Origin of the sequence: Bacillus sp. TH25, from assembly GCF_016650935.1 — a bacterium.
Lineage (GTDB): Bacteria > Bacillota > Bacilli > Bacillales > Bacillaceae_G > Bacillus_A > Bacillus_A mycoides.
Map to the genome: position 1 here is coordinate 1,238,208 of NZ_JAEKEU010000009.1, position 14,672 is coordinate 1,252,879.

A 14,672-nucleotide genomic window follows, 5' to 3' on the forward strand; every position below is an offset into this window, starting at 1 on the left:
AACAAGTTATATTTAAGGTTATTAAACATATTACTCCTCAACCCATGCTTCATTCTGAATATACAGTGGGAAAAATATAATTTGAAAGTTTGAGGTGCTCTTATGCTAACAACAGTTTCTAATAAGACAAGCAGTTTTGACGTAGAACAAAATGTACATGAATTCGAATCAAATGGATACATTCAAATCTCTAATGATATTTTTTTACAAGATCAAGAAGATCAGGCATTACTAACGAAAGCACAGTTAGACTACTACAGCTTACAAAACGACGCATATGGCGAATGTCGCGCTAGAGCCTATTCAAGATATATAAAATACGCTGGTTCTTCAGATTATGTTCTAGATACAGACAATGGATATTTCCAATCTGAAGAATATAATTATGACGATGGTGGGAAAATTAGAAATTTCAACAGTATAACAGATGAATTTTTACATAATTCATTAATTGAGAAAATTGTTCGCTTTGATAGTGAATTTGCATTTAATACAAACATACTTGATACAAGTAAGGATATAATTATAGGTTTACATCAAGTAAGATATAAGGCAACGAGAGAAAACCCTTCTTTTAGCTCTCCAATTTGGCTACATAAGGATGATGAGCCGATTGTCTTTTTACATCTCATGAATTTAAGTAATACAGCTCTTGGTGGAGACAATCTAATTGCAAACAGCCCTAGGGAAATTAACAAGTTTATAAGTTTGGAGGATCCCCTAGAAACTTTAGTATTTGGACAAAAGGTATTCCACGCTGTAACACCACTAGGAACAGAGTGTAATACAGAAGCCGTACGTGACATTTTATTAGTAACGTTTTCTTATAAGGAGCCAAAATGATAAAAAATAAAACTATTATGATTTCAGGCGCCAACAGTGGTATAGGAAATGCTTGTATTGAATATTTTTTAGAAAAATCATTCAATGTAATAGCTCTTGATATTAATACAAATAAATTAGTAGACTATACAAAAACACATACGTCTTTTAAGTTAGTACAAATAGATTTAAGTAACAGCAATGAGATTAATAATCTTTTTATACAATTGGATACAGATACCCTTTGTCCCGACATACTTATAAACGCCGCTGGTATCAGGGAAATAACACCTGTATTAGAACTTTCTGAGGATCTATTTAAAAAAGTAATAGATGTTAATTTAGTAGCACCCTTTATTCTTTCAAGGGAAGCTGCTAAGCGTTGGTACAAGTCTAAAACAAAAGGTTGCATAGTAAATATAGCATCTGTTTCAGGATTAATGGCTGAACCTGAAAGAGCGGCTTATGTTGCATCAAAACATGCTCTAATTGGACTTACTAAACAGATGGCTATGGAGTTTGGTAAGCAAAACATACGAGTGAACAGTATTTCTCCGGGTGTCATTAGGACAGAGCTTACAGAAGAATATTTTAGTGATGAACGTTTGGTATCCCTTATAAAAAGCAATCAATCCTTAGATACGTGGGGAATACCGCAGGATATTGTTTCGTGTATTGAATATTTAATTTCTGATCAGGCTCGCTTTGTTACAGGTTCCAACTTTGTCATAGATGGTGGTTGGACAGCTGGGAAGAATTTATAATTAAGTGTTTTTTGTAGATAAATTAAAAGCACCTGCCCTTTATAGAAGGACGGTGCTTTTCTTACTAAAAATTAGATATTTAACGGGGGGATTAAATTGATTCAACAAAATTCTATTGAGAGAAAATCATTACCGGCTTTGAAGATGATAATATCAATGGTTATTTTCGGTTCAGTCGGCTTTTTTTCCGTACAAACAAATTTACCTTCATTTGAGTTGGTATTTGTACGATGCATTTTTGCTACAATATTTTTAAGTCTATGCTGGCTAATTACTGGACAGTACAAACATGATAAATGGGAACGAAAAGAAGTTATTCAAGTCTTGATATGTGGATTTTTCCTTGTATTTAATTGGGTATTTTTATTTAAAGCGTTTGAAAATATGTCAGTCACAGTTGCAATATCAGTCTATCACCTTGCTCCAATAATTGTACTTATCATTGGAAGTATTGTTTTTAAAGAAAAATTAACAGTATTATCTGTTATCTCTATCATTATCTGCTTTGTAGGAGCGTTATTAATCGCTGGCATAAACAAAAACTTCTCTTTCGACTCGTTAATGTCTTCTGGCATGGTTTGGGGACTTCTCGCAGCTCTGTTTTATGCATTTACAACTTTATTTGGGAAAGGTATTAAGAACATGAGTGCTTATGCAATGACCTTTTTGCAAACATTTTTAGGGATTTTTCTTCTAATACCCTTTATAGATTTTGATGCATTCCATGGACTGACTCAAAGTAATTGGACGTATATTATAGCAACCGGCCTTATCCATACAGGATTGGTATACTACTTATTCTTTGATAGCTTACGTGATTTATCAACAAAATTAATCTCGATATTAGTTTTTTTAGATCCAGCTGTAGCAATTTTATTGGACACGGTGCTTACAGGATTCCGACCAACTTTAATGCAAGTATCAGGGATTACTCTAATTTTTGTTGGTATGGCTCTAACTTTCAAAAAATCTAAAAATAAGACCCAAAAATTTAAAAAACAAACTATAGAAGACGACGCTCGTGTATTGTAAAACAATCAAATCATAAAAAAACACTTGCGACATAATTGGGGTAGCAGGACATGCCCATCAATCTAGTGAAAAGAAACACCCCAAAACAGTAAAAATTCACTAAATTCTTGTTTTGGGGGCATCGTGAAAACTTAGCTTGATTGTCATGGGACGCTACCCCATGTCCATCAACTTAAGAAATGTATACACCCCAATGTTGATTTGAAATAAAGTCGTACCGTTTATATGAAAAATCCAACTTTTCCCTAGCTGTAAGAATCCTGGGATTTTTGCACCAGAACAGTATTATATATCGAGAAAAATAAAAGACAACTCTAATTAAGAGCTGTCTTTTTGTGTAATAAATTTTAAAAAATCTGAATATATACAAACGACTATAATACGTTATGGTTATTATTATAACATGAACGAATAGTATTTTGAATGAAAAATATTTGAATGAGTTTTTGAGCTTTTTGTTAACAATGTTCAAAAATAAACTTTTTGTAAAGGTTTTCTTTGAATATAATTATTTATTTTAAAAATATAATCATGGTTATTGTATTTCAATGGTTTCCTTATAAACCTTAGCTATATATTTTACAAAATCAATAACGGGATAGTGTATGAGTGAACGGTGCTGCGCAAAACGAATCCCTTCTTTTTCTATTTCCGAAATAATTTGTTCGATTTCCAACTCTTTTTGTTGTATTCTATTATAATTTTGATATACAATGTTTTTCCATTGATAGGAAGAACCATGAAAATAACTCTCTCCTTTTACCGTGTGGCTGAATATTATTTCTATTTTTTCTCTACGTTGTTTTTCCTTCATATGCGCTTCCGTTGACTGCATGTTTATCGCCTCTTCCCTTTGTGTTGTATACTGTTTCACAAAATACGGTCTAAATTATCATAGTCAATGTACATTGTTCTTGTTGGGAATTGTCGTTTAAGGCTATCTCATCAACTGTATTTGTTTTTCAAGCGCTTAATCTAATAAATTGGATCTTATGTCTAAATAAGTTGATAGTGTGTATAAAATATTATCAATCTTTATTATAAAACGATTCTTTATAGGCATGCACCTTTTTACACTCACCAAGATTTACAACATGACGAGTATCTTCATCTATGAATGTTATTCTCTATTTACTGAAGATAGTTTTTTTATTTAGGCTAAGTAACATATCGCATGCCTCAGAACCCCTTTTTATATTATAAAATCATATAAAAATATAGCGCTCTTAAAAAGTTTTGTTACAAATTTGTTATGTTTGACTTAAAAAAAGGAAAGTAATATTTATTTGTAGAAAATTTTTAAGGGTAAAAATAGAATGACTATTTATGATAAGAAAAGGGGGGCACTTATATATGCTAACAAATGATTTAGATTTCCGATTAGAACCACGTTTAAAAGAACTGTATGAACAACATAAAATAAGAGCGCAGAAGATAGACTGGGGTTATCATGAGTTTTTACCATGGGATAAGGGAATGGACTTTAAAAGAGTTCCTTGGGATGAAAGTCAAGTTACTCTTCCTTCTGGTGTAATTACGGCCATTGAAACAGCTTTATTAACAGAAGTGAATTTACCATGGTTTACAACGTATTTATCTGCGACTTTTAAAGGGTCCCTTTCTGTTATTACAGACTTTATTCATACTTGGACTTCAGAAGAGGATCAACATTCGAATTTATTGGAGACATATTTACTACTCACTCGAAGTGTGAACCCTAAACGATTACATGAATTAAGAAAGTCAGTCGTTGAGGGTGGATTTGAGCCCGATTTTCACACACCAATCGAAGCAATGACATATACGACGCTACAAGAACTTGCAACGATGGTGTTTTACAATAATGTAGCTAAGGTTGCAAGTAAGCATGATCCAGATCTTGCTACATTATTACGCCGTCTTGCAAAAGATGAAACTCTTCATTATGCGTTTTATCGAGACGTCATTCGAACACATTTGGAATTGGAACCTAATTATTGCTATCATATTGCCAATGTGATTAGGAATTTTAAAATGCCAGGTGCTGTCATGCCTGATTTTGAAAATAGAATGACTGTAATTGCAAAAGAAGCTAACTATGGGCCGCTGCAATATTTTGATCAAGTACTTGATGTAGTAGTTGATTATTGGGGGTTAAAAGACTTACGACCCATTGCACCTCTAGCTGAAAAAGCAAGAATTGAGATTTTGGAGTACCACATAAGATTGAAAAAAATACGGGATCGATTTGGTCGTTTTCAAGGGAAAACTGATCTATGTTAATTAATCGATATTTTAGGATGTATATGGGCAAATTGACCGTCCCTTTATTGAGAATCTGACACACTCCCTATTGTTTTGGGGGTGTTTTTTACTTAATTTAATTTTAAACAAAAAAGTAGTTGACTCCAAAAATAAATTTGTGATATTATAAAATATTTGATAAAAAATCACATATATGTTAAGGTTAAGAAGGTTACCATATATGGAGGTGGATTATATGTTTCAAATTGGCGATAACATTGTTTATCCAATGCACGGAGCAGGTATAATTGAAGCCATAGAAGAAAAAGAATTCTCAGGGAAAAAACAACAGTATTTTGTTATAAAAATGTCAATCAGTAATATGCAAGTCATGATTCCTATGGGTAAAATATTAAGTTCGAGTATACGCCCAGTTACTGATATACTTGCATTAAAACACATTATACACATTTTTCAGCATGGAGAATCAGATAAATTATTGCCGTGGAAACAAAGGTATAAAGTGAACACGGACAAAATAAAAACGGGTGAAATACAAGAAGGTGCTGAAGTTGTACGTGATTTAATGCGTATGAAGAAAGAAAAGGCACTTAATACAAGCGAAAAAAAAATGTTGGATAACGCACATGAATTTTTGATTAGTGAACTGGGTTTAATTAAAGGGATCACTGAAAATCAATTAAAAAGTTTCTGTTAAGGTTCATTATAGATAATGTATTACATACCCCGAAAATATCCTGAATTTTTCGGGAATATGATTATTATTAAAAGTAAATCATTTCAAAGACATTCAACTTCTTCAACTCACTTTTAGAGTAGGAACCTCTTTTGTTATTACTTCAATCTAATCCATTTTTATTTTTAAATTTCTTTTACGAACGTTCGAAGTTTCATCAAATAACTCGATTAAATAGTCACTTGATTTTTGCAATCCTGATTCACACTGGCACGGACAAGGAGCCGTAAGGATGAAAGAGAGGTAGGGCTTTCATTGTTTTAGGTAATATACTATCTAAGTCATTATTTCTAGAAGAAAATACAATCAATCTCACCGCTATCTTTCAGAGTTCCTTACATCTACTGAGACAGTGAGTAGTAATTGTTGATCTTCTTTACGTAAAATTGATAAACGAACTGGTAACACCATATGGTCAACTACAAAAAATGGTTTCCAGACCAGGAAACCATTTTAAATTTTATTTACATAACAATAGTAAATTAAGCAGTAAGAAGGAGTGCACACATGAAAAAAATGTTAACAAAAGAATTAAGTAATGAATTAAAGAAGCGGGAAGGGGTCATTTCTATTACAGTTGAGCCTTATGAAAAAATCGAAGTTGGTGGAATTCGTGTAGATGGACCAGCTGTTATTCTAATTAATCAAGAATAGTTGAATGCACGAAGAAAAGGATCAGCCTTTACGAGAAGGGAAGATCCTTTTTGTTTGCTGCAGCTAATATGGGATATACATAACTTTTATCTAATGTATTGGGGTTAAAAGGAAGGAGAGGGTCGGGATTATCATAGTGGTAAGCTTAATATTGGTAGGATTTCTTTTTATGTTATATAAATTAGTTGCTTAAAAAAACTAATTATTTGAACCGATAGATTGTTTTCTTTTTAAGGGCGAGATTTATTTTATAGGAAAATTGATAATTTTAAGGAGGAATTTAGATGGATGCAAGGAAACAACGCATAAAATACGAGAAGATGTCAAAGAACTATGAACGTATTTCTTTAGTTTCGTTACTCCTATTAATTGTACTTGTTTGTAGTAGTGTGATTATCATAGGAGCTACAGGGGGGGAATATGGAGTGTTTTTGTTGTTAGCAATTTTACTTAACGCACGTATTACTAAAGAATCTCAAAAAAAGTATGAGCAGTATTCTAATAAAGGGCGTATTTAAAATGATACATATCTTGAAAGGAACAACCTGGATGTACATGCAAAGTATCCCGATATCATCACCTATTAACTAGAAAAAGTGACCTTATATAAATAATTTTTTAGCAATTTAGAAATAGAAAACGTACCTTATTAAAATGTTATTTTCGTTCACATAATGATTTATCCTTCTAGCATATTTATAAGATTTATATCATATATTAAGAGAAAGAATGTAAGTTAGAAAGGAGTCTTATAGAATGAGTTATTTGGAGGAAAATGACTTTAGTGAACAAAATATGGTAAGTGTACCTAATCCCTACGTATATCAGACATTACAATCGGTAATTGGTAAACATGTGGTTATTGAAACTGTAAGAGGTAATGTAAGAGGAAAGTTAAAGGATGTGAAACCCGATCATTTGCTCATTGAAGATACGGTACCGTATATTGTACGCATTCAACAAATTGTATGGATTATGCCAAAACAATAATCAAATTACATCTAATTAGATTTATAACAGATTAGCGTCATAGACGACCAAGTAAAAACACAGGGTTTTATCTCTGTGTTTCTTCAAATTTTCGTTTTTGAATATATGCTTGCGCATGAATAATTTCTTCCTGAAGCTCTTTTAATTCTTTCATAGATTCTGATTCAATAGCCATGTAAGTAGTAACTAAACTGATCATCATATCCATTTTCTCTACTATATTTTGAATGACCTGTTCAGATTGCTCTTTTTTAGGGTGTTGTATTGCCTTTAATACATTTTCCATATAATTGTTCTTTCTTTGCTGGATATCATAAATAAACTGTTTTGTGTTTGAGTTCATTTGTTGTTCCTCCGTTTTGGATATATTTCCATTCTATCATATTTGAATAGAAAATATTGGATTCCCCTAAATTCACACCTGTCTTGTACATCTCCTCAAATATACAAACTAATTCCTTAACGTACAGCAAACACCTTAAAATGTGTCCAAGTTGTGTCTAAACGTACAATTTTCTTTTTTGGTATGGTGACCCCATGCCCATCAACTTAAGAATTTTATAATGTCCCAAAACAAAAAATGTACATTTTCATCTTGAGATGTTAATCTTCTCGTCTTGGAGTATTTGTTTTCCTTAGCTTGCTGGTGATAGGTCTGTACTCCTAGTAGAAAAACGTATTTTTACTTATAATGGGATATATAACTTAATCAATTAACAAGGAGAATGAAACATGATACAAAGTATTAACCACATTTGTTTTTCAGTTGCAAATCTAGAGAAAGCTATTGATTTTTATCAAACTATACTTCAAGCGAAATTATTAGTAAAAGGTAGAAAGGTAGCTTATTTTGATTTAAATGGTTTATGGATTGCTCTAAATGCGGAAGAAAGTATACCAAGAAACGAAATTCAGTACTCTTACACACATATAGCTTTCACTGTAACAAATAATGAGTTTGATTCTTTAAAAGAAATATTAATTCAAAATCATGTTAATATCTTACCTGGACGAGAAAGAGATGACCGAGATAAACGGTCAATTTATTTTACAGATCTAGATGGTCACAAGTTTGAGTTTCATACTGGTACTTTACAAGATCGTTTACAATATTATAAAGAAGATAAAAAGCATATGACTTTTTACTGATTAAAAAATCTAGTAAAATACTAGCTTTTCGCACTTCTGATAATGAAGATTATGTAAATGTATAAAGGTAACAGAAATAATGATTAAACAGATATATAAGGCACCGATACATCGCTATAAAACTAAGGTTTTGCACTATCCATAAAGCCAAAAAGACGTTATCCTTTCTGTAGAATTATAGGAAAGGATGGCGTTTTTTATGGGATTCAGCCGAGATACGTGTAAAAATAGGTCATAGCCTTACTTTTATTTCCAACGTGATTTAATTTCCGTAAAAAAAATATTTCAGTTGTCTATACATCATAAATTGTGTAAACTAACTTTGTTATTAATTACATCAATACAAAAGGATGATCAAACATGAAAAAACTTCGTATTGGCATGATAGGATTAGGAAGTATTGCACAAAAAGCATATTTACCAATTCTTACTCAAGAAAAAGATTGGACGTTTATAGGTGCTTTTTCCCCAAGTAAAGATAAAAGAAAAATGATTTGTAATCAGTATCGTATACAAGACTTTAATAGTTTATCAGCACTTGCTGAAGAGTGTGATGCAGTTTTTGTACATAGTGCTACTAGTACACATTTTGAAGTTGTATCTTCTCTTTTAACTAAAGGGATAGACGTTTATGTTGATAAACCACTAGCAGCAACAGTTGCAGAAGCTGAAAAATTAGTTGAGTTAAGTGAAAAATCAGGAAGAAAGCTTATGGTTGGATTTAATCGCCGTTTTGCACCTATGTATGTACAAGCAAAACAACAAGCTCAAAACATAGCATCAGTTCGTTTTGAAAAACATAGAACCGATAGTATGGGTCCTTATTCTTATGAATTTAGAATGTTAGACGATTATTTACATGCAGTTGATACAGTAAGATGGCTAGCAAATGGTGATTTGGATGTGTTACATGGAACGGTAAATATTAGTAGTGAGAATTACCTAGTATATGCCGGACATGTTTATAAATCTAAGGAAGGAGTACCTTTCTTTACAGATATGCATAGAAAAGCGGGTACTAACCTTGAGAAGCTTGAACTATTAACAGATGGAGCAATTTTAAGGATTAAGAACATGAATACTTTAGAAGTTGAGTCTAATAATAGCCTATCTACTTCATTTTCTCCTTCTTGGGATACAACGTTAAAGCAAAGAGGGTTTGAAGATGCTGTACAGCATTTTATTGATTGTATTCAAAATGATGAAAAACCACTAATTGATGGATTAGAAGGTCTAAAATCTCAATTGTTGGTCGATCAATTATTAAGAACAATAGCTAAATAATTTCAAGCAAAGGCAATGGCATTTGTATTTAAATACAGGGTAATAGGGGTCACCATACATTCCCATCAACTCAAGCGATTTTAATACCCCTAAGTACCAAAAAAACGTTATTCTTTCTAAAAAAGCTAGATTAGAAAGGATGGCGTTTTCTTATGAATATTTCGATTCAAGATGAACTACAATCATTTTCTGAAGAACTACAACGATATGTGACACCTGTATTTTTAGAAGAACTTGCAAGAGAACTAGGATTTATAAAGCGAAAACGTAAGTTTTCTGGATCAGACTTAGCTACTATTTGTATTTGGATTAGTCAACGGGTGGCAAGTGATCCTTTAGTTCGATTATGTAGTAGGCTTCATGCAGCGACAGGTACTCTACTCAGCCCTGAGGGCTTAAATAAACGTTTAAATGCGAAAGCAGTTTTGTTTTTAAAACATATTTTTTCTTTACTGTTAGAACAAAAAGTATGTGAATAAACACAAATTTCTAACCACCTCTTCTCTTATTTTCAACGAATCCGTATCCTAGATGCCACCGTATTTCAAGTGCCAAATGCTTTAGAGAATGTATATCCAGGCTCTGGAGGGTGTGCCCAAACAGCTGGAATCAAAATTCAACTAGAATATGATTTGCACAGTGGGGAATTTCTTAACTTTCAAGTTGGACCAGGGAAAAATAATGACAAAACATTTGGTACTGAATGCTTAGATACCTTACGACCAGGAGATTTATGTATTCGTGACTTGGGTTATTTTTCATTGGAAGACTTAGATCAAATGGATCAACGAGGTACATACTATATTTCTCGTTTAAAATTAAATACAAATTGATGTGAAACAGCTTTTAAACCAACTACAGCCCGGAGAAACATTTGAATTAAAACATGCTTATATTGGTGATAAACAACAACTGTTTTCACGTGTTATTTTTAATCGATTAACAGAAAAACAACTTCAAAAAAGACGAGCGAAAATCTTGGAGAAAGAAAAATCCAAAAATAGAACGTACTCAGAGAAAAGTAAAATGGTAGCGGGATTAAACGTGTACGTGACGAATACACCTTGGGAATGGGTTCCGATGGAACAGGTACATGAGTTATATACTTTGCGTTGGCAAATAGAGATTGTCTTTAAAACATGGAAATCACTCTTTAAAATAGACCATTATCGTAATGTAAAACAAGAACGTTTAGAGTGCCACTTATATGGAAAGCTAATCGCTATTTTCCTGTGCTCCTCTACTATGTTTAAAATGCGCCAACTTCTTTTGCAAAAGAAGAAAAGAGAATTAAGCGAATATAAAGCGATAGGAATGATCCAAGATTATCTATATCTTTTGTATCAAGCTATACAGAAAGACACTCAAGAAATAACAAAGATTCTAATCCGTCTATTCCACCTGCTACAGAAAAATGGACGGAAATCTCATCGATATGAGAAGAAAACAATCTTTGATATTATGGGTGTTGTCTATGAGTATAGTGAACTTAGAAAACAAAAGAAAGCTGCATAATCTTTAAAAATGATACCTATCTAGGTTTATTTAGCATGCTCATTTTTAATGAATAAAAAGTGTTGTAAGAGTGTTGTAGTTTATTTGAACGAAAGTTCATTTTGTTTCCGTTCTTAAGTTGATGGGCATGTATGGTGACCCCATACCTATCAAGCTAAGAAAAGTAAATACCCCAAAATGAGAAAATTGGCATCCTCAGGTGAAAATGTACATTTTTTGTTTTGGGGGTACTTCAAAATTTTAGGTTGATGGGCATTCAAAAACATCCTGCATGTTTGAAGCATGCAGGATGTTTTCTAGTCTTTGTTTTTCATAATGTAAGAAACCAGACGAAGGATCTCCAAGTATAACCATACTAATGTCATCATAAGCCCTACTGCGCTGTACCATTCCATATACTTTGGCGCTCCACTATGAGTACCATTTTCAATTGAATCAAAATCTAGTAATAAATCTAATGCAGCAACAACAATTACAATTGCATTTATGATGATACTAATTGTCCCACCCTGGTGAATATATGGAACAGTCACCCCTAAGATGCCCAATAAGAAAACGATTAAATACATAATAAAAATTCCAAGTGTTGCAACCATTACAACCGCGCGAAACTTTTTAGTTACTTTTACTATTCGAGTTGCGTATAACACTAACATGGCAAATAAAATTGAAATCGTTAGTAATACGGCAGCTAAAGCGATAGAATTACCAAAACGCATTGTATAATATGCTGAAATACTTCCTAATAAAATCCCTTGTAATACTGCATAAATCGGTGCGCAAATTGGGGATATGCGCGGAATGAATATAACTACAAATGCGACAATTAGAGTAACTATTATAATTCCAACTAACACAGGTATTTTCATTGTTCCTTGTGTCATCTGTACGTATGAATAGACAGACGCTGCAAGAAGTAAGATAAGCAAAATGAATGTTTTTGCTATCGTTCCGCCAATAGTCATCGTAGAAGCATTTGTATTCTCTTTATGAAATTTTTCTTTTTTTAATATTGGATTAGTTGTTCTCATTTTTTCCTCCTAAATACACTCTACCTTTGAAGCAGATCTTTATATTTCTAATTTTTTATCAATGATACGACCTGTAATAGCTGTTAGGACAATTATGAATAAGCAAGTGAAACAAATATCTAAAATAGTGAACCCTTCACTCGGATACAGTGATGTGTCAATAAAACCATTGTTATCTATGAACCCCGTACTCTTTATGGTGATTACATATTTCTCTAATTTACTTAAAACGTCCAGTATGAATGTTTGGATTATTAAGAATAAAGAAAGGAAAATAACTGATAAAACCATCTTACTCATTGATGACTTTATAGGAATCAGCTTTGTAATTACCATGGTGAAATAGCAGAAGATTAATATACTCATGAAATCGATTCCCCATAATAAAACAGAAAGTATGTGATGAAGAAATCCATATGCAAATAACTTATGAAATTCTTGTTGGTATCCCCCGACCACTTTTCCTCCGTAGGTACTTTGGGAGAAATAGTATAGAAAAATTAAGCCTATTACTAGTAAAAGAATAAACATTAACGTGAAAAAGAATAAATTTGCATATATATATTTTTTTCCTGAGATGGCTGTATAACGTATCATAGTATTTTTTAGCATTTTATTAAAAGAAGGCAAAGCTATTAAAAGCAATAAAAATGCAGTGATACCTATAATTAATACATATATACCTAATGTTATATCCTTTGTAAGCTGATTTGTTAGCTTTGATAGTCCCTTCATATTAAATAAAAAAAGTAATGAAATAGTCATAAATCCAAAATAAAGGATGGCTATCTTTTTTCTATTACAATTAAATAAATAGCGAAAAAGTGGATTCATTTCTCAAAAACCTCCTTAAATAACTCATGTACTGCTTTTCCATGGTGAAAACGAATTTCTTCTACATTTTCATGCAATACAATGCTCCCGTCTTTTAAAAAGATTACCTCATCAAATATATTTTCAATTTCCTCTATTAAATGAGTCGAAATAAGAATGGTACTATCTTCACGATAAAAGCTAAGAATTAAATCTACTATATGCTTTCTAGAAACAAGATCAATTCCACCTAATGGCTCGTCTAATACATATACCGTTGCTTTTCTTGAAAAAGTTAATATTAGCTGTAATATCCCTGTTTTCCCTTTTGATAAGATGCTTATATTCTCCTCTAGCGGGATCTTTAAGTTAGCTATTAAATCTATTGCTTGTTGTAGATTAAAATCAGCATACATATCTCGATAGAACAACAAAGCATCTTTTACGGTCATCCATTTTTCAAAAACAGGACTATCAGGCATAAATGAAACGATTTTTTTCGTTTCTAATCCCACCTTTTTATCTTTAATTGTAATACTTCCTTTAGAAGGAAAACGTAAACCCGAAATCATTTTTAATAATGTCGTTTTCCCACTACCATTTTCACCAACAAGACCGATAATTTTTCCTTCTGAGATTGTTAGGCTTACATCTTGAATCACTGTTTTTAAATCATATCTTTTCGACAGATTTTCAACTTTCAATAATTCTTTCATTCATTTCCCTCCTTTTTCTTTTCCAAAGAAGAACGGAGTATTGAGAGAACCTCTTCTTCCATAAATCCTAAGTTATTCATTCCATTTATAAAATTATCAAGCAACGCTTTTGCCATTTCTTTGCGTAGCTCTGTAATTTTTTCTTCATTCATTGTTACAAATCTTCCTGTTCCTCTACGTGTCTCAGCAATACCTTCCCGTTCTAGCTCTTGAAACGTACGTTGAATTGTATTTGGATTAACTTGTAATTCACCCGCTAATTCACGTACAGCAGGAATTTTTTCACCTGGCGCCAAACGTCCTGTTACAATTTCTTTTTTGATATATTCCATTACCTGAACATAAATAGGGGTATTAGGAGAAAACTCAGTTTTCATTTCTTTCCTCCTCTGTATTAGTGTACTAGACAAATAGTACACTAATGTAAATTATATGTAAATAGTTATTTTGAAAACCATAACAAATGGAAGGTGATATATTTAGTGGATTCATGTAAACACCCAGGTGCCAAAAATGACCGTTTATGGGACTTTATTTATTTCTATCCAAATAGAGAAATCTACTAGTCAAATTCAGTTTCAAAAACCCTTACCAAATATTTTTTTATTTTAATATTTAAAACTTATGTATACATGTTACAATATAGTCCTCCAATTTATTGTATTCTTCTATTTAGAATTTATGGTTCAGTAATCCAACAAAACAACAAGCGGCTGTAGTAAATAGATGTATGAATGAAGTGAAGCAGTTAGAGTGGTTTAAAAAGCCATTAAGTAGAATTATCCAGGGGATATATTCACTTAGTTAAGTTTTAGAGAATTTCTTATCGTAAGGATTTCATACAATTTAATTAGGCCTAAATTAAACCTTTTATCCAATCAAAACTAAAAACCATTTTAATAGAGTGAAGTATATATTTAAT

Annotated in this window: 16 protein-coding genes and 1 pseudogene; 11 read left to right on the forward strand and 6 right to left on the reverse strand. The window is 32.0% G+C overall.

Annotated elements, in window-relative coordinates; all coding sequences use genetic code 11:
- Positions 1-102 precede the first annotated feature (102 nt).
- The 3 genes from JFT89_RS10665 (at position 103) to JFT89_RS10675 (ending at position 2,618) form a co-directional block, all read left to right on the forward strand.
- The gene (locus JFT89_RS10665) at positions 103-843 is read left to right on the forward strand and encodes a 2OG-Fe dioxygenase family protein (protein ID WP_002065477.1); all 741 of its coding nucleotides are present in this window, start codon (positions 103-105) and stop codon (positions 841-843) included.
- Positions 840-1,586, forward strand: a complete 747-nt coding sequence (locus JFT89_RS10670) for an SDR family NAD(P)-dependent oxidoreductase (RefSeq protein ID WP_201039936.1) — start codon at positions 840-842, stop codon at positions 1,584-1,586. The genes JFT89_RS10665 and JFT89_RS10670 overlap by 4 nt, the downstream gene beginning before the upstream one ends.
- Before the next feature lie 144 nt (positions 1,587-1,730).
- Positions 1,731-2,618 (forward strand): DMT family transporter, encoded by an 888-nt coding sequence (locus JFT89_RS10675; protein ID WP_002065479.1) that lies wholly within the window; start codon positions 1,731-1,733, stop codon positions 2,616-2,618.
- A gap of 535 nt (positions 2,619-3,153) precedes the next feature.
- Here JFT89_RS10675 and JFT89_RS10680 read toward each other — a convergent pair.
- Entirely contained in the window at positions 3,154-3,453 is a 300-nt protein-coding gene (locus JFT89_RS10680; RefSeq protein ID WP_033706798.1) for a hypothetical protein, read from the reverse strand.
- 518 nt (positions 3,454-3,971) lie between these two features.
- On the opposite strand from JFT89_RS10680, the gene JFT89_RS10685 reads away from it, so the two are divergent.
- The 5 genes from JFT89_RS10685 to JFT89_RS10705 all read left to right on the forward strand — a co-directional run bounded on the left by JFT89_RS10685 (position 3,972) and on the right by JFT89_RS10705 (position 7,242).
- The gene (locus tag JFT89_RS10685; protein ID WP_002065481.1) at positions 3,972-4,880 is read left to right on the forward strand and encodes an acyl-ACP desaturase; all 909 of its coding nucleotides are present in this window, start codon (positions 3,972-3,974) and stop codon (positions 4,878-4,880) included.
- Positions 4,881-5,097: 217 nt separating this feature from the next.
- A complete protein-coding gene (locus JFT89_RS10690; RefSeq protein ID WP_002130368.1) occupies positions 5,098-5,559 on the forward strand; it encodes a CarD family transcriptional regulator in 462 nt (153 codons plus the stop codon).
- 546 nt (positions 5,560-6,105) lie between these two features.
- Entirely contained in the window at positions 6,106-6,252 is a 147-nt protein-coding gene (locus JFT89_RS10695; RefSeq protein ID WP_000738549.1) for a BC1881 family protein, read from the forward strand.
- 284 nt (positions 6,253-6,536) lie between these two features.
- A complete protein-coding gene (locus tag JFT89_RS10700; protein WP_002144216.1) occupies positions 6,537-6,770 on the forward strand; it encodes a hypothetical protein in 234 nt (77 codons plus the stop codon).
- Between the two features lie 238 nt (positions 6,771-7,008).
- Positions 7,009-7,242 carry a YuzF family protein gene (locus JFT89_RS10705; RefSeq protein ID WP_201039937.1) on the forward strand — a complete coding sequence of 78 codons (234 nt, stop codon included), beginning with the start codon at positions 7,009-7,011 and terminating at the stop codon, positions 7,240-7,242.
- Positions 7,243-7,309: 67 nt separating this feature from the next.
- Here the strand turns inward: JFT89_RS10705 and JFT89_RS10710 are convergent, their stop codons facing one another.
- Positions 7,310-7,585 carry a hypothetical protein gene (locus JFT89_RS10710; RefSeq protein WP_002144215.1) on the reverse strand — a complete coding sequence of 92 codons (276 nt, stop codon included), beginning with the start codon at positions 7,583-7,585 and terminating at the stop codon, positions 7,310-7,312.
- A 389-nt stretch (positions 7,586-7,974) separates the two neighbouring features.
- On the opposite strand from JFT89_RS10710, the gene fosB reads away from it, so the two are divergent.
- The 3 genes and pseudogenes from fosB (at position 7,975) to JFT89_RS10725 (ending at position 11,190) form a co-directional block, all read left to right on the forward strand.
- Positions 7,975-8,391: a FosB family fosfomycin resistance bacillithiol transferase gene (fosB, locus tag JFT89_RS10715; RefSeq protein ID WP_201039938.1), complete on the forward strand. Its 417-nt coding sequence runs from the start codon at positions 7,975-7,977 to the stop codon at positions 8,389-8,391.
- 360 nt (positions 8,392-8,751) lie between these two features.
- The gene (locus JFT89_RS10720) at positions 8,752-9,675 is read left to right on the forward strand and encodes a Gfo/Idh/MocA family protein (RefSeq protein WP_002068867.1); all 924 of its coding nucleotides are present in this window, start codon (positions 8,752-8,754) and stop codon (positions 9,673-9,675) included.
- 152 nt (positions 9,676-9,827) lie between these two features.
- Positions 9,828-11,190: pseudogene (locus JFT89_RS10725) on the forward strand (IS4 family transposase).
- A 296-nt stretch (positions 11,191-11,486) separates the two neighbouring features.
- Here the strand turns inward: JFT89_RS10725 and JFT89_RS10730 are convergent.
- Genes JFT89_RS10730 through JFT89_RS10745 form a run of 4 tightly spaced genes read right to left on the reverse strand, consistent with a single transcriptional unit; the run spans position 11,487 to position 14,127 of the window.
- A complete protein-coding gene (locus JFT89_RS10730) occupies positions 11,487-12,221 on the reverse strand; it encodes a Bax inhibitor-1/YccA family protein (protein ID WP_002068870.1) in 735 nt (244 codons plus the stop codon).
- A 39-nt stretch (positions 12,222-12,260) separates the two neighbouring features.
- Positions 12,261-13,055 (reverse strand): ABC transporter permease, encoded by a 795-nt coding sequence (locus tag JFT89_RS10735; RefSeq protein ID WP_201039939.1) that lies wholly within the window; start codon positions 13,053-13,055, stop codon positions 12,261-12,263.
- The gene (locus tag JFT89_RS10740; protein WP_201039940.1) at positions 13,052-13,750 is read right to left on the reverse strand and encodes an ABC transporter ATP-binding protein; all 699 of its coding nucleotides are present in this window, start codon (positions 13,748-13,750) and stop codon (positions 13,052-13,054) included. Before JFT89_RS10740 ends, JFT89_RS10735 begins: the two co-directional genes overlap by 4 nt.
- Positions 13,747-14,127 (reverse strand): GntR family transcriptional regulator, encoded by a 381-nt coding sequence (locus JFT89_RS10745; RefSeq protein ID WP_201039941.1) that lies wholly within the window; start codon positions 14,125-14,127, stop codon positions 13,747-13,749. The genes JFT89_RS10740 and JFT89_RS10745 overlap by 4 nt, the downstream gene beginning before the upstream one ends.
- Between the last annotated feature and the right edge of the window lie 545 nt (positions 14,128-14,672).

Bases quoted from the DNA above. Each gene is read 5' to 3' on its own strand.
- JFT89_RS10735 (WP_201039939.1), bottom strand. From the start codon at position 13,055: ATGAATCCACTTTTTCGCTATTTATTTAATTGTAATAGAAAAAAGATA.
- fosB (WP_201039938.1), top strand. From the start codon at position 7,975: ATGATACAAAGTATTAACCACATTTGTTTTTCAGTTGCAAATCTAGAG.
- JFT89_RS10705 (WP_201039937.1), top strand. From the start codon at position 7,009: ATGAGTTATTTGGAGGAAAATGACTTTAGTGAACAAAATATGGTAAGT.
- JFT89_RS10665 (WP_002065477.1), top strand. From the start codon at position 103: ATGCTAACAACAGTTTCTAATAAGACAAGCAGTTTTGACGTAGAACAA.
- JFT89_RS10720 (WP_002068867.1), top strand. From the start codon at position 8,752: ATGAAAAAACTTCGTATTGGCATGATAGGATTAGGAAGTATTGCACAA.
- JFT89_RS10710 (WP_002144215.1), bottom strand. From the start codon at position 7,585: ATGAACTCAAACACAAAACAGTTTATTTATGATATCCAGCAAAGAAAG.
- JFT89_RS10690 (WP_002130368.1), top strand. From the start codon at position 5,098: ATGTTTCAAATTGGCGATAACATTGTTTATCCAATGCACGGAGCAGGT.
- JFT89_RS10740 (WP_201039940.1), bottom strand. From the start codon at position 13,750: ATGAAAGAATTATTGAAAGTTGAAAATCTGTCGAAAAGATATGATTTA.
- JFT89_RS10675 (WP_002065479.1), top strand. From the start codon at position 1,731: ATGATAATATCAATGGTTATTTTCGGTTCAGTCGGCTTTTTTTCCGTA.
- JFT89_RS10685 (WP_002065481.1), top strand. From the start codon at position 3,972: ATGCTAACAAATGATTTAGATTTCCGATTAGAACCACGTTTAAAAGAA.
- JFT89_RS10700 (WP_002144216.1), top strand. From the start codon at position 6,537: ATGGATGCAAGGAAACAACGCATAAAATACGAGAAGATGTCAAAGAAC.
- JFT89_RS10670 (WP_201039936.1), top strand. From the start codon at position 840: ATGATAAAAAATAAAACTATTATGATTTCAGGCGCCAACAGTGGTATA.
- JFT89_RS10680 (WP_033706798.1), bottom strand. From the start codon at position 3,453: ATGCAGTCAACGGAAGCGCATATGAAGGAAAAACAACGTAGAGAAAAA.
- JFT89_RS10730 (WP_002068870.1), bottom strand. From the start codon at position 12,221: ATGAGAACAACTAATCCAATATTAAAAAAAGAAAAATTTCATAAAGAG.
- JFT89_RS10695 (WP_000738549.1), top strand. From the start codon at position 6,106: ATGAAAAAAATGTTAACAAAAGAATTAAGTAATGAATTAAAGAAGCGG.
- JFT89_RS10745 (WP_201039941.1), bottom strand. From the start codon at position 14,127: ATGAAAACTGAGTTTTCTCCTAATACCCCTATTTATGTTCAGGTAATG.